Raw genomic sequence first — 14,702 nt, 5'->3', positions numbered from 1 at the left:
GAGAGTAGGGGGCTTGCCCCTCGCCACAGAAGCTCTATCCCTTTCAAGGCACCCTGCGATGAATAGTCTGCTAAAACTTGTGTTCCAACGTCTGGCCCTCGGCCTGCTGTCGCTGTTCGCCGTGTCGGTGATCATCTTCCTCGCCGTCGGCCTACTCCCCGGCGATATCGCCCAGGCCATGCTCGGCCAGTCCGCCACCCCGGAAACCGTCGCGGCCTTCCGTGCGCAATTGGGCCTGGACTTGCCGCCGCTGAGCCGCTTCGTGCAATGGCTGCTGCGCCTGCTGCAAGGAGATCTCGGCGCGTCCCTGGCCAACCAAAGGCCCATCGCCGAATTGATCGGCTCCCGCTTGGGCAATACCTTGCGCCTTGCGGTACTGGCCGCGCTGGTGTCGGTGCCCCTGGCGCTGGTGCTGGGCATGCTTGCCGCGTTGTACCGCAACAGCTGGTTCGATCGTTTGCTCAACACCTCAGCCTTGAGTGCCGTGTCGTTTCCGGAGTTCTTCGTCGCCTACCTGCTGATCCTGGTGTTCTCGGTCAAACTCGGCTGGTTCCCCAGCCTGTCCAACCTGGCGCCGGATGCGTCCTTCGGCACCATCCTCGAACGCTCAGTGCTGCCGGTCGCAACCCTGAGCCTGGTGGTGATCGCGCAGATGATGCGCATGACCCGCGCCTCCTTGATCAACCTGCTGGCCAGCCCCTACATCGAAATGGCCCGGCTCAAGGGCATCAGCCGGTTGCGGATCATCTGGCGCCACGCATTGCCCAATGCCTTGGCGCCTATCGTCAACGTGGTGGCGCTGAACCTCGCTTACCTGGTGGTGGGCGTGGTGGTGGTCGAAGTGGTGTTCGTCTACCCGGGCCTGGGCCAGTTGCTGGTGGACTCGGTGGCCAAGCGCGACATCCCGGTGGTGCAGGCCTGCAGCCTGATTTTTGCCGCCACCTACATTCTGCTCAACACCAGCGCCGACGTGCTGTCCATCGCCAGCAACCCACGCCTGATGCATCCGAAGGGGTAGACCATGAGCCTGATCAAACAACTGGCCAAGGCACCGTTGAGCGCGAAGTTCGGCCTGCTGGTCATCCTGCTCTACGTGGTGGTGGCGCTGTTTGCGCCGATGCTTGCGCCCTATGGCGAAACCCAGGTGGTGGGCGAGGGTTTTGCGCCCTGGAGCGGTCAGTTCTGGCTGGGCACCGATAACCTGGGTCGCGACATGTTCAGTCGCCTGGTGTACGGCGCGCGCAACACCTTGGGGATCGCCTTTCTGACCACCGTTCTGGCGTTTCTGCTGGGCGGCCTGAGCGGCTTGATCGCGGCGATCAGGGGCGGTTGGATCGACCAGGGTTTATCGCGGGTGGTGGATATCCTCATGGCAATCCCGCAACTGATTTTTGCCTTGCTGATCCTTAGCGTGGTCGGCACCAATGCCACTTCGCTGGTGCTGGTGATCGCGCTGCTGGACTCGACGCGGGTGTTTCGTCTTTCTCGCGCCGTGGCGATGACAATAGTGGTCCAGGATTTCGTCGAGGCTGCCCGGCTGCGCGGGGAAGGGTTGTGGTGGCTGGTGACTCGCGAGGTGCTGCCCAATGCTGCCGCGCCATTGATTGCCGAGTTTGGCCTGCGTTTCTGCTTCGTGTTTTTGTTTATCAGCGCGTTGTCCTTCCTCGGCCTGGGCATTCAACCGCCCACCGCCGATTGGGGCAGCATGGTCCGTGACAACGCTGTGCTGATCACCTTCGGCGATATCAGCCCGTTGCTGCCGGCCCTGGCGGTAGCGCTGATCACCGTTAGCGTGAACTTCGTCGTTGACTGGATGCTGCATAAATCCAGCGGCCTCAAGGAGTGTTGAGCATGAACGTCAACGAAAAGCCACTGCTGGAAATCCGCGACCTGCACATCGAAGGCCACTACGAAGATGCCTGGCACCCGCTGATCAAGGGTATCGACCTGACCTTGCAGCGCGGTGAGGTACTGGGGCTGATCGGCGAGTCCGGTGCCGGCAAGTCCACCCTCGGCCTGGCCGCCATGGGTTATGCTCGCGATGGCTGCCGCATCACTGGCGGCTCAGTGTGTTTCGATGGCATTGCGTTGTTGCAGGCCAAGCCCGAAGCCCTGCGCAAGCTGCGGGGGTTGCGCATCGCCTATGTCGCGCAAAGCGCTGCTGCCTCGTTCAACCCCGCGCACCGCTTGATCGACCAGCATGTGGAAACGGCTGTGATCAATGGCGGCATAAGCCGCGCTCAGGCCGAGCGCGAGGCGGTGGAGTTGTATCGCGTACTGCGCCTGCCTAACCCGGAACAGATCGGCCAACGCTACCCGCACCAGGTCTCCGGCGGGCAACTGCAACGGGTGATGACAGCGATGGCCATGGCCTGCCACCCGGACCTGATAATCTTCGACGAACCCACCACTGCGCTTGATGTCACCACCCAGATCGAAGTGCTGGCGGCCATTCGTGACGCGGTGAAAACATTTGGCAGCGCTGCCATTTATATCAGCCACGACCTGGCGGTGGTCGCGCAGATGGCCGACCGCATCATGGTGCTGCGCCATGGCAAGCTGGTGGAGGAGGCGGCGACCCGCACCATGCTCAGTGATCCCCAGCAGGACTACACCAAATCCCTGTGGGCGGTGCGCAGCTTTCGCACCGAACCCAAGCCGTGTCCGGTGCAGCAGACGCCGCTGCTGGAAGTGCGCCAGGCCTGCGCCAGCTACGGCCATCAACCGGTGTTGCACGACGTGTCGATGCGCCTGTATCGCGGCCAGACCCTGGCGGTAATCGGTGAGTCCGGCAGCGGCAAAAGTTCTACGGCGCGGCTGATTACTGGCCTGTTGCCGCCCACGTCCGGGCAAGTGCTGTATGACGGCCAAGCGCTGTCGGCGGACTTGCGTCGGCGCAGCAAGGAGCAGTTGCGACGGATTCAGATGATCTACCAGATTCCCGACACCGCACTGAATCCGCGCCAACGCATCGTCGACATCATCGGCCGGCCGCTGACCTTCTACCTCGGCCTCAAGGGCCGCGCCATGCGTGCCCGTGTGGCCGAGTTGCTGGAGATGATCGAGCTGGACCCTGCGACTTTCATGGAGCGCCAGCCCCGTGAACTGTCTGGCGGCCAGAAGCAGCGAGTCTGCATCGCCCGCGCCTTGGCGGCCGACCCGCAACTGATCATCTGCGACGAAGTGACCTCAGCCCTGGACCAACTGGTGGCCGAAGGCGTGCTGAAGCTGCTCAACCGCATCCAGCAGCAGTTGGGCGTGGCCTACCTGTTTATCACCCACGATGTGGCCACCGTGCGGGCCATTGCCGATGAAGTGGTGGTGATGCAGCGCGGGCGAGTGGTGGACCAGGGCAGTCGCAGCGCGATTTTCACTGCGCCGTATCAGGACTACACCGGCCTGTTGTTTTCATCGGAGCCGGAAATGGACCCTGACTGGCTTGATCACTTGCTGGCCAAACGCGCCGCGATTACTTCTTGAGGAGCTTGTATGAATGTGTTGATTGTTCACGCCCATCCCGAGCCGAAATCCTTTACCGCCGCCTTGCGCGACCAGGCGGTAAATACGCTGCAAGCCCAGGGGCATGAGGTAAAGGTCAGCGATTTGTACGCCATGAACTGGAACCCGGTAGCCAGTGCCGAGGACTTCACCTTCCGGGAGAATCCCGATTACCTGGTGTATGCCCTGGAGCAACGGCTGGGGGTCAAGAACCAGTCTATTGCGGCGGATATCCGCCAGGAGCTGGACAAATTATTGTGGGCGGATCTGCTGATACTCAACTTCCCGATCTTCTGGTTTTCCGCACCGGCGATGCTCAAGGGCTGGATCGACCGGGTGCTGGTGTCGGGTGTGTGTTACGGCGGCAAGCGTTTCTATGATCAGGGCGGGCTCAGCGGCAAGAAAGCCCTGGTGACCGTGACCCTGGGCGGGCGCGAACACATGTTTGGCAAGGGGGCGATTCATGGGCCGCTGGAGGATATGCTGCGGCCGATTTTGCGCGGCACGCTGGCGTATGTCGGGTTTGAGGTGCTGGAGCCATTTGTGGCCTGGCATGTGCCGTATATCAGTGCTGAGGCGCGAGGGGAGTTTTTGAGCGCTTATCAGCAGCGGCTTGAAGGGTTGGCAAATGACCAGCCGTTGGTGTTTGCGAGATTGGCGCAGTTTGACGAAGCGCTTTATCCGCTATGACAGCGATTAAGGCGGGCAGGCTTGCGCGCTCCCGCAGTGGGGGGCAAGGCAGGACGATGTAGTCGTTCTCATACGGGGCTTGCCCCGGGAACTCCATTGAACCCTTTTGCCGATGCAGTGCCACACTGTTACATCGCGAACTCATTTGGAGGTTTTCATGCGCACCATTGATCTGGCTGGCACTCCTGTCCCTGTTATCGGCCAAGGGACGTGGCGTATGGGTGAAGATCCCGCACAGCGGGGCGCAGAAGTGGCTGCGCTGCAGTTGGGTATTGACGAGGGCATGACCCTGATCGATACCGCCGAGATGTACGGCGAGGGCGGCGCTGAAGAAGTGGTCGGCGAGGCGATTCGCGGGCGGCGAGACCAGGTGTTCCTGGTCAGCAAGGTCTACCCCCACAATGCCAGCCGCAAAGGCATTCCTCGTGCCTGCGATGCCAGCCTTCAGCGCCTGGGCACCGACCATATCGATCTATATCTGCTGCATTGGCGTGGGCAATACCCCCTTGAAGAAACGGTAGAAACGTTCGAGCGCCTGCGTGAAGCCGGTAAGATTGGCCGTTGGGGCGTGTCCAATTTCGACTTGGATGATCTCCAGGAACTGGCATCCCCGGCCTGCGCCGTCAATCAGGTGCTGTACAACATCGAAGAACGTGGCATTGAGTTCGACCTGTTGCCTTGGTGGCAGCAACACAACCTGCCGCTGATGGCGTACTGCCCCATCGCCCAGGGAGGCGAGTTGCTGTCCAGCCCGACCCTCAAGCAGATCGCCCATCGTCACGAGGCAACGCCTGCCCAGGTTTCCCTGGCGTGGGTGTTGCGCCAGCAAGGCGTAATCGCCATCCCCAAGGCCGTGCAGCCTGAGCACGTGCGGCTCAATGCCGCTGCGGCGAAACTGATTCTCGACGAGCATGACCTGGAGGCTATTGACCGTGTGTTCGGTGCACCAAAGCGCAAGCATCCGCTGGCGATGGTGTGAAACTGGGGTATGAAATGGCATCGCGCGTGGCGATGCCGTCTCATTTTTACCAGGGCTTAGCCTGCTGCCGGGCTGCGCCAGTCATCTGAACCTGAAGTTCCGGAGACTTCGTGGGTCCAGACGATTTTACGGTAGGTGAAGTGCACATCTTCCAAGTGAGTGAAGTGGGCATTGTTCGGGTCCTGGCAGTTCGGCATCCGCGACTGAATGTCGGCGATAATCGCGTCTTCCAACTCAATGTTGAAGTAGTGTTCCTGGGTACCCGCAGCAGAGGTGCGGTACCACTCAAGGCGGCATTTGACCATTTCCCCGGAGGTCAGTGCGCTGAACAGCAGTGGGGAGGATTTATCGAACACCTTGCTGATCATCAGCGGCTTGTGTACCCGCTGCCCTGTAGGCTGGCCGGACTGCGGATCACGGGGAATGATCACTTGATGCTGGAAGGCTTCGACCAGGATCTGGTCTTCATGGCCTTCCTGATAGATGTTGCCTACTGAGTCCTGGGTGAAAGTGCCTGCCGTAATCAAACCTTGCTTGGTGCGAGTAATGGACAGGTATGCGGGTTAAACGTTAGGCAATCGAATCAATATCCAAAAGGTAGGGGGCTCCCACAGTGTGCCCTCCCGTAATGGCTGCTATCGCCCGCTCATCATCGTCGGCTGCTGGCGGGGCCATTGCCAACTGCTCCTGCCTTCTGTTCTGCGCATGAGCTTTCCAACGAGGCAAATCGTCCTCAATCAGTTCGGGCAGTCCCGCGAACAAACCATACACATCGGCCTCACTGATACGGTCAGCCCGTAATTTTCCCAGTCGCGTCCGCGTAGTTTCGATGTTGTCGAATTCTTGTTGAAGAGCGGCCTTCTCCGCCGTTTTCGTATCTTTAAATTTTTCAGAGCTTGCAGCCAGACGGCTCTCCAAGGTGAGTAATTGCCGCTTGGCATTCTTTAATGCCTCATCCACCTGTTTAAACTCATCGTCAGTAACCAATGAGCAATTGGACGTCTGAGCATCCTGCCAGCGGCGCAGGCTAGCCCAACAGTTTGGAATGTAGCTGACGACCATTTTGTGGTCGGCATTATCAATTACTTGTCTCAGGAATGAGCCGCGATCAGGCAGGCCGTCAGTTGCCTTCAGCGCTACCGCACAACCGTGATCGTTGATGGTGCTGCAACCTGGCTTCCAGAGGATTGAGGACTTCACGCCTGTTTTAAAGTAGACCGGCATAAAGTGTCGCAGTTTGCCGTGGTGAGTGTAGGGCTCGCCGAGGATGTTTATCATGCCCAACACAAACCATGACACCCCGACAGCTGGGTTCAGCACCGTCACGACACCCTGTGCGATGTACTCCCGCTTGGTGGACGTATTCATCCATGTCGATGGAACGCTTGGCACCGGGTCGTTGTGGTTGACTATGCGGTGGTGAATCAGGGGCTTAGCCCCCTCAGCGAAAACTTTGTCACCGGCCCGTGGGGCACCGTAGGTGTAAAGCACAATGTCTGCTGCATACCGTTTATCACGTCGTAGCATTTCAGACACTATCAAGGCAATCGCCCCGCCCAGACTGTGCCCAGTGATGACCAGCTTTTGTCCGCTGTAAAACTTTTCCAGGTAAAGGACTATAAAGTCATAGGCCACCTTGGCCGCGTCATAAAATCCGCTATGCACCTTGCCAGGCCATTTTCCAAAGGGCACTTGATTGGCATCCATGTCGCGCAGCGCATCAGCCCCACCGGCGGTGCCCCGTATAGAGATCAAAATCAGCGTATCGTGGTGAGTGATGAAGGCTTGCGTATCGGTACCTTCGTCAGTTACGCTGTCATCAAAAGAGTGAATTCTGGCCGGATTTTCCTGTTTTTTACCCAGGCTTGGGCTATTAACTTCCGAGTACAGTTCTGGGTCGAAGGGGACCACCTCCAGGCGCTTGGAGTACGGCACCTCCTCATACAACGGGTAATAGGCTTTCCCCCCAGCCTGCGCCGCGTCGACCTGCCAAAGCTCTTCAAATTTTGGAAGAGCGTCAGCAAACCAATTACCGATGCTCGGCTGTAAGGGAAAGCTCACACTGTCAGTTTCTACCGGATGGAAACGGGGTTGCTGAGCAAAGTCGCTGTAACTCAGGGTCGACATCAGCGCCAGTTGGTAGAGGTTGAGCGCGCAGAAATCATTGCTAGGCGACAGCATTGGGCGCAGGGCGCGCAGTGGGCGCACCTCCAGCACGGTGTGCCGGTTCGGCATTAGGGCGACGCCTCGTGGTGTGCGTGCAGGCGGTGCAAATCCCAGCTCCGCTATGGCCAAGTCGTTTGGCGTGATGACAACGTTCTTCCCGCCATCTAAAAAGCCGGTCTGCTGGACCTTAGAGTTTTTTGCCTGCGACTCCGGCCGAAATAACGAAAATACATGGGTGTTGGGTGGAAAACGACGCTCCACTATAGGTGGCAGATGCGCCATATGGTCCACCAGTTCACGCACTTCAACCTGGTAAAAGGTATTCGCCTCGCTCTGTGCCGGATTGGCATCTGTGCGGGAGCCAGACTTATTGAAAAAACGGGTTTTTTCGGCACGCACTTGCAGCTCGGTGATGGGCAGCGGGTAGTGTGGTCGTTCTCGCAAAAACGTATAAGCCTTTTCGCTTCCCTGGTATGGCTGATTAAGTTTGAGCACCACCGGGCCGCAATAATGGTTATCCACCTTGCCGGAGCCGGACGCATCCAGTTTGCCGGTGTAGCTGGCATTTTCGTAATCGGTGACCTCGTAGGCCAAACCGGCATAGGGTTTGCCATCACCCTGTTCATCCACCAATTGAAAACTGGTCGAGTGCCCACGTAACGGGCAGGTATGAATACGGCCGTCAAAGGACGGTTTGTCACCGTCTTTCAGGGGAACAACGCTCATGGAGTAACCTCCTTGTTTTCGGTGCAGCCGGGATAAATGGTGCAGACGCGTTCATCCACCATTTTGAAAGTGCTGAAGTCTTTGTAATTGCCATAGCAAAAGGCATATTGGTCTTCAAAATTGTCGCCCATACAACGCTTCCAGCCACCGGGTACCTTGACCCAAGTGTCGCCGATAGCGGGCTTTTCCTCATCAGCCAGCTTGATCTTCAGCTTCACGGTTTTGCCCGGTAGCTGATCGAGGGTGTACGCGGCAAACGGACGACCTTTAGTGACATTGCCCTGGGCGTCGGTGCTTTTGCAGTAGAGGATTTTGGTGATGTAACGCTGAGGGCCAATCGTGCGAAAAAACCACTGACACTGCCCGGAAAACTGACTTTCGCCAGCAGCATTGAAGGTGCCCTTCTCGTGAGAGTCGAGATAATCCCTTACTGCGACAAACCCGGAGTCACGGCTGAAGTCGCCTCGGTCTTTCCCGTAGGCCGCGTTGATATCGAGCTCAATGCTGTGCAGCATCAACTCGCAGCCTTTGCGGGTCCGGTGTATTTCAATCTGCGCATCAGGCTTGTATTCAGTTCGCCACTCACGGTTGAACTGTGACTTTAGGTTGTCACGCTTACCCAGGTTGCAGGATTGACCAGGAACGGGCACGTAGGCCACGGACGCGACGTAGGCAAATCCCGGTGGCAAGTCGGCGGTAAAGGTAAAGGTGTTGGACTTTCCGGTGGCTGAGCAGCCGACGGTCAGGGCGAGGCAACTGCCGAGAATTAAACTGTGAATGACGCGTTTCATACGGGGGCATCTCCCTGCCAATACAGCGTTTCCTGATAAACCCGGTCAAAGTGCATCGCCGGGGTTTCGTTTGGCTGGGGTAGCCAGGTCTTGGGTGGGGTGTAACCCGACGCCTGCAAGCTATGCATCAGCAAAAAATGAATGCTGTCGGGTTCCTGCCAGCCCCATGTGTGCGCTAGGTCGAGCTGGCCGCGTAGCCAGGTATCAATGTCTTGCTGTTGGGCCAGATCGAGCAACTTATCGGTGTGTTCGCGGACCAGGTAACGGCGCGTATTGTCGAACTGTATGCTCTTGAGTGTGGCTTCTGGCGTAGGGGTATGGCACCAGGCGGGGTCTGTCGGCAGGGAATGAACACCGGGATTGGGATTGTCGATGACAGTCCACTGCTCAGCCTGCCAGTAACACACGCTGGTCATAAGGCCGAGGTAGTCCGCACGCTGCTCGGGTTGCAGATAGGCCAGTGCACGCCCAAGTACGCGGTTATCGTGAAAGCGATAAAGCGCTTGGTTCGGCCGCTCACCCGTAACCAGGCGGTTCTGCCAATGGGCGGCCAACGCATCGAGGTCGGAGCTTGCGCCACTGGCAAGCCAACCCCAGTGACGGTCTGGAGTATTGAGCAGGGCCTGAAGGACCGGATGTTCTGCCGCGTCTAAGTGAAATAGGTAGGGTGCAACGTTCGCCAATGAGTCAGCCGGTGTACCAATATACAAGTTGCGGTACTGGTCTACTCCAAGTTCGCTGACCAACGCATTGCGTTCGTCGAGTTGGCCATCAGAGTCCAGTACCAAGTAAAGGTGTCGTCCCTGCTTGGTTTGCTCCTGTAGCCATTGTTCAAGGGTATTCATGCACTCTCTCCAATGCTGCATAGGCCATCACGACAGGCCTCGCAGAGCGGGCAGTAGTCCGCCGCTTGCTGCTTGGCGGCGGTCAAGATGGACAGCGGATTAGCGATAATCGCCTGTGGTGCGCTGACCAGCGCCTGTGCGGCTTGAAGCGAAGGAACACCTGCTACGGGCGCACCTCCCTGGACGATGGGCACGCTGCTGAAAATTCCGCCTGCGGTGATGAGGATGTGTTGACCACCTGCCTGGAGCGTCAAGCTCATTCCGGCATTGATCACCACGTTGGCGGCGGAGACATGGGCTTGTGTACCGGCCTGAATCACCAGCGTACCGTCTGCCGTAGTGCTGCTATTACCGGTGATGCTGATCAGTTCGTTACCACCGATCACCGTGTTACGCAGACCTTGGGTGGTGTGCAGTTCGTCACCCTTGATCAAGCTGGAACTGTTGTTGTCCACTTGCTCAAAGCGATCATTACTGATCAGGCTGTGACTGTTGCGAGTAATTTGCTCGCTGCGGTCGTTACCGATCTTGGTGTCGCTGTCGTTGAGGATCACCTGTTCGATGTCACGCTGAGCACGCAGGTAGATCAGCTCCCGCCCAGCGCGGTCTTCAATCGACAATTCGTTGTAACCACCACTGTGCGGCGAGCTATGGCTACGCAGGACCGTTTTGGTTTTGTTCGCAGGCAAGGCGTACGGCACAGGCATGACCTTGTTAGGCACGCAACCGGTAATTAACGGATTGTCGGGATTACCTTCCAGGTAGGTCACCACAACTTCCATGCCGATGCGCGGTATGGTCACCGAACCGAAACCTTCCCCCGCCCAGCTGGATGATACCCGCAGCCAGCAACTGCTCTTGTCGCTGCCCAGTTCGGCGCGGTCCCAATGGAACTCGACCTTAACCCGCCCGTATTCATCGCAAAAGATTTCTTCCCCTGCTGGGCCGGTGACTCGGGCGGTCTGGCTAACCAGCACTGTATTACGCGCAACCAAAGGTGGACGGTAGAACACGTCCCAGGGAATCGCGCTGAAGCTGTTGCGGTAACCTTGGGTAAAGCCGTCTTCGGGTTTAACGTCGCTGGTGATCGCCTCCTCCAGTGACTGAGGTTGCTTGCCTGAGTGCGTCACACTCAGCAGCAGCCACAACGCGTTGCACTGCTGACGCGGATGTTCGGTCAGGTCGAAGAAGTGGCCACTGCGCAGGATCGGCTGGTCGCTTTTACCCTCGGCCAACTGGTAGTCGGTACGGTGCCGCTCCAGGGCCTGCCGGGCAATCTGTTTGCCGCGCTTTTCATTCTCGATCAGCACCGGGTAACGGTAGTCTTCGAGAGCCGGAGTGAACTCGGCAGTGAATTGGCTTTCCAACAACGAACTGGGCCGTTTTAAATCATAGCCCCGACGCGTCGCCGTGCTGGTGCGGGTGCTGAAACGCATGGAGAACTGGCTGACGACTGGGTGATCCGCGGCCAGGCCGGAGCCTTGCTGATACGGTGTGCCCCCCAGCTTGGGGAAATAGGTCTGATCGTCAGTGAACACCAACTGATGGCCATCCTGGCTGTGCTGGTGGTGCCACGAAATTCCATCTTCACTGCACAGCCTCTGGATGAACTCGAAGTCGCTTTCCCCGTACTCGGTACAGTATTCGCGCTCTGGACTGGTGCTGACATGGAAGGTATACGCATCGGCCTGGATGCCATGTCCGTTGAGTACCTGGGCGATGATTTGTGGCACCGTTAGGTGCTGGAAGATCCGTTGGTTGTGGCTGAACTGCAAATAGTGCAGAGCAGGCACCAAGGTCAGGTGATAGCGGGTCAGACGCTTACCCGTTTCACCCACAAAAACATCTTCGATACGCCCATGAATACCTTCCCCATTCAGGCCAAACTGGAGAAAAGCCGGCTGGCTGAGCAGGCTCTCCAGATCGAAATCAGGGGACTCGCTGACCAGTTCAACTTGGATCGCATACAAGCTGCTGATGGCTTCGGTACCCTTAAAGGCCAGCACCTTGAACTCGTTGCGAACAGAGGGAATCAGTAACGTGAAGTGTGCAGCATTGGCCGCCGCGAACATACGCTTATCCTTAGCTGAGAGAGGAGGCAAAACGCGACGCCCACCTTAAACGTAATAAACGGCATCAACCGTTAGAAACGGTCGATGCCGCGAAACAGCTAGTCAGTTTCAGCCTGCGACAGGGGTGCGCCAGTCATCAGAGCCGGAGGTGCCGGACACTTCGTGGGTCCAGGTGATTTTGCGGTAGGTGAACTCAACGTCTTCCAGGTGCGTGAAGTGCGAGTTCGACGGGTCCTGGCAGTTATGCATGTAGTCCTTGATGTCGACGATGATCGCGTCTTCGAGTTTGGTGGTGAAGTAGTGCTCTTGAGTACCCGCTGCCGAGGTGCGATACCACTGGATGGTAATCTCGGTCAGGCGCTCGCCGGAAGTCAGCGCAGCCAGCAGCAGTGGTGAGGACTTGTCGAACACCTTGGTGATTTTGACAGGCTTGTGAACGCGTTGGCCGGTCGGTTGGCCCGATTGCGGATCGCGAGGAATGATCACTTCGTGGCTGAAGCCCTGAACCATGACCTGGTCTTCATGACCTTCCTGGTAGGTGTTGCCGACCGAGTCAGCGGTGAAGGCACCGGCGGTGATCAGACCTTGCTTGGTACCCGTGATGGACATATACGCTGGCGTAGCCATGGATGCTCTCCGTGCTGAAAATATAGGAGCCCACAGGCATATTTGCGTTGCAGGCGACAAACTACCATCAAAATTTATGCCAGCGAAATTAAAGTCCTTATCTATCAACATCATGACTGAAAAGTCGTAGATTTAACTCATTACTTACATAGGAATCATCAATAAAAGTGCGCAATAAGTTGCGCAGTGCTGTGCAACTTATTGCGCACTTGTCTGTACATAATGAAATATATGCTCTGCAGAGATCTATCCACAGTGTTGTCCACAATTTAGCGTGCAACTTTTGGCGCATGACGGCGATGTAATGTCGCGCGGTAGTTGCAGCATCCAGAAAGCATTAGGCTTGTAGGAATTTTCCTCGTGCACTTTAAGAATAGTCCTACATCTTTATCTATCGCGATGCGTGTATGGTGCGTCCATCATATTTATTTTCGGGAAGCTCTCAAGTCGTCAGATAGGATCGTAAAAATAAGGGGCGCGCTAGGGAGGGATGTAGCTGTATTTCAATTGTTTAGGCTAGGCAGGCAAGTGCTTAAGCATTAGTGCGATGGTGTTGACTTTTATAAATAAAATTCCTTGAAATATGATTTCCGATGATTGCGCTGCGCGTACATGAAAGCGCACATGCAATGAAAGATTTAAAGGCTTCATCATTCTTTTGCTATCTAACGCCATTGCAACTCCAATGGCTGTGGCGTGGTAATTTTAATTAAAGGTCATGGATGTCCTACTCCAGCAAACTTTCTGCTCATTATCTTGACCTCGCGAAAACCTCTATTTCCAAAGAGGCTTTTACGGGCGAGGACGTTCGTTTTTCGAGCGAGTATGAAACATTGGAAAGCGAGCTGGGTAAGGCCCAATCCATGCACGAAAGTGGTCAGATTGACTGGCTGAAAATCTGCGAAAACAGCGAAAGCCTGCTCGGCACCCAGTCCAAGGATTTACGAGTTGGTGCTTGGTTGACTTGGGGCCTGTACCAGCGCGAATCCTTCCCGGGGCTGTTGGCTGGCCTCGGACTTCTGCAGCATCTGTGTGAGAACCATTGGGCTGAGATTCACCCGAGCAAGGCTCGCACCCGCGCAGCTGCCCTCAGTTGGTTGGTGCCGCGTCTTGAGCAGGTGCTGAACGAAAATATCGCGATCAAAGAGCAACTGCCTATGTTCCGCCGGATGGTGGAGCGCCTGGAAGGTCTCGATACCGTCTGCACTGAACACCTCGGCGATGACGCGCCACTGCTACTGCCGATCTCCCGCCGCCTGAAAAACATGGTCCAGCGCGCCGCTGATAACCAGCCAGAACCTGGCATGGTGGGTACTGCGGTTGCGCAGGTTAAGCAGGTTGCTACGCAATTGTTTGCCCCTGGCGAGCCGATCGACAACGAGAAAGAGGCCCACAAGGCCTTGCGCGCTCAGCAAGAAAACGCCCGTCCATTATGCGCCTGGTGGCTCAAGCAGAAAGCCACCGACTTGCGTGCGCTACGCCTCAATCGCACGCTGTTGTGGCTGCCCATCGATGCTATTCCCGAGCGCAACACCGAGCAGATCACAGCGCTGCGCGGTCTGCCGGAGGACAAACTGAAGACCTATCAGAATCGCTATGATCAAGCCAAATACGCAGACCTGATCGTGGAGCTGGAGGCGAGCTTGGCGAAGGCGCCATTCTGGTTCGATGGCCAGCGAATGGTCTGGGAATGCTTGCAAGGGCTGAACGCTGAGATGGCGATGCGCGAAGTGGAAATTCACTTCGCGTTATTTATTCAGCGCCTGCCCGGCATCATCGAACTGCGCTTCCACAACGGTACCCCGTTCGCAGATCCGGCCACTCGCGCCTGGATCAGTGCCAACGTCACGCCGCACCTGCAAACCTCCAGTGCACCACGCAAGGTTGAAGCAACCGACACCCAATTGGCCTGGGAGTTGGCCCTGGAGGAAGTCCTGCCGATCTTGCGCAAAGACGGTCTCAAGGCTGCCGTGCAGATCCTCAAGCAGGGCCTGCAAAGCGCTCACGGCGGACGAGTTCGTTTTTTCTGGCAGTTTGCCCTAGCCCGGCTGTGCTTCGCAGCCAAGAAATACGAACTGGCCAAGACTCAGCTCGAAACTCTCGACCAAACATTATACGACTCAGGTCTGCAAGCCTGGGAGCCCGATCTTGTGCTCGAAGTGCTGCACTTGCTGCATAGCTGCTGCGAGTTATTACCGCAGAACCATGCTGTGCGAGAGCGTAAAGAAGAGATTTATCGCAGGTTGTGCCACCTCGATCTCGAAGTGGTACTCGAATAGGCCCCAGGGCCACAACCGCAAGGAGAAAA

The 14,702-nt window shown here is 57.1% G+C and carries 12 protein-coding genes; 6 read left to right on the top strand and 6 right to left on the bottom strand.

The genetic code is table 11. The features are described 5' to 3' along the window. Positions 1-58: 58 nt before the first annotated feature. The 5 genes from AAEZ06_RS14045 (at position 59) to AAEZ06_RS14025 (ending at position 5,167) form a co-directional block, all read left to right on the top strand. The gene (locus AAEZ06_RS14045) at positions 59-1,018 is read left to right on the top strand and encodes an ABC transporter permease (RefSeq protein ID WP_149412651.1); all 960 of its coding nucleotides are present in this window, start codon (positions 59-61) and stop codon (positions 1,016-1,018) included. Between the two features lie 3 nt (positions 1,019-1,021). Then, positions 1,022-1,849, top strand: coding sequence for an ABC transporter permease (locus AAEZ06_RS14040; RefSeq protein WP_149412650.1), 828 nt, complete (start codon positions 1,022-1,024; stop codon positions 1,847-1,849). A 2-nt stretch (positions 1,850-1,851) separates the two neighbouring features. After that, on the top strand, positions 1,852-3,480 hold the full coding sequence (locus AAEZ06_RS14035; RefSeq protein ID WP_178114414.1) for an ABC transporter ATP-binding protein: 1,629 nt from the start codon (positions 1,852-1,854) through the stop codon (positions 3,478-3,480). A gap of 9 nt (positions 3,481-3,489) precedes the next feature. Further along, entirely contained in the window at positions 3,490-4,188 is a 699-nt protein-coding gene (locus AAEZ06_RS14030; RefSeq protein ID WP_149412648.1) for an NAD(P)H-dependent oxidoreductase, read from the top strand. Between the two features lie 157 nt (positions 4,189-4,345). Next, the gene (locus AAEZ06_RS14025) at positions 4,346-5,167 is read left to right on the top strand and encodes an aldo/keto reductase (RefSeq protein ID WP_149412647.1); all 822 of its coding nucleotides are present in this window, start codon (positions 4,346-4,348) and stop codon (positions 5,165-5,167) included. Between the two features lie 56 nt (positions 5,168-5,223). On the opposite strand, the gene AAEZ06_RS14020 is transcribed toward AAEZ06_RS14025, so the two are convergent. The 6 genes from AAEZ06_RS14020 to AAEZ06_RS13995 form a co-directional block, all read right to left on the bottom strand. Further along, positions 5,224-5,721, bottom strand: coding sequence for an Hcp family type VI secretion system effector (locus AAEZ06_RS14020; protein WP_350614977.1), 498 nt, complete (start codon positions 5,719-5,721; stop codon positions 5,224-5,226). 16 nt (positions 5,722-5,737) lie between these two features. Then, complete coding sequence (locus tag AAEZ06_RS14015) at positions 5,738-8,059, bottom strand: lipase family protein (RefSeq protein ID WP_350614842.1); 2,322 nt, start codon at positions 8,057-8,059, stop codon at positions 5,738-5,740. Beyond that, positions 8,056-8,850, bottom strand: a complete 795-nt coding sequence (locus AAEZ06_RS14010) for a hypothetical protein (protein ID WP_350614840.1) — start codon at positions 8,848-8,850, stop codon at positions 8,056-8,058. Before AAEZ06_RS14010 ends, AAEZ06_RS14015 begins: the two co-directional genes overlap by 4 nt. After that, on the bottom strand, positions 8,847-9,695 hold the full coding sequence (locus AAEZ06_RS14005; RefSeq protein WP_350614838.1) for a DUF4123 domain-containing protein: 849 nt from the start codon (positions 9,693-9,695) through the stop codon (positions 8,847-8,849). Before AAEZ06_RS14005 ends, AAEZ06_RS14010 begins: the two co-directional genes overlap by 4 nt. After that, complete coding sequence (locus AAEZ06_RS14000) at positions 9,692-11,767, bottom strand: type VI secretion system Vgr family protein (RefSeq protein ID WP_350614836.1); 2,076 nt, start codon at positions 11,765-11,767, stop codon at positions 9,692-9,694. The genes AAEZ06_RS14005 and AAEZ06_RS14000 overlap by 4 nt, the downstream gene beginning before the upstream one ends. Before the next feature lie 108 nt (positions 11,768-11,875). After that, complete coding sequence (locus AAEZ06_RS13995) at positions 11,876-12,394, bottom strand: Hcp family type VI secretion system effector (RefSeq protein ID WP_019824892.1); 519 nt, start codon at positions 12,392-12,394, stop codon at positions 11,876-11,878. Positions 12,395-13,116: 722 nt separating this feature from the next. Between AAEZ06_RS13995 and tssA the strand changes: the two genes are divergently transcribed. Beyond that, on the top strand, positions 13,117-14,673 hold the full coding sequence (gene tssA, locus AAEZ06_RS13990) for a type VI secretion system protein TssA (RefSeq protein WP_350614833.1): 1,557 nt from the start codon (positions 13,117-13,119) through the stop codon (positions 14,671-14,673). The last annotated feature ends 29 nt before the right edge of the window (positions 14,674-14,702 follow it).

This window comes from Pseudomonas sp. HY7a-MNA-CIBAN-0227 (assembly GCF_040310325.1).
Classification (GTDB): domain Bacteria; phylum Pseudomonadota; class Gammaproteobacteria; order Pseudomonadales; family Pseudomonadaceae; genus Aquipseudomonas.
This window is presented reverse-complemented; position numbering and strand designations above follow the sequence as displayed.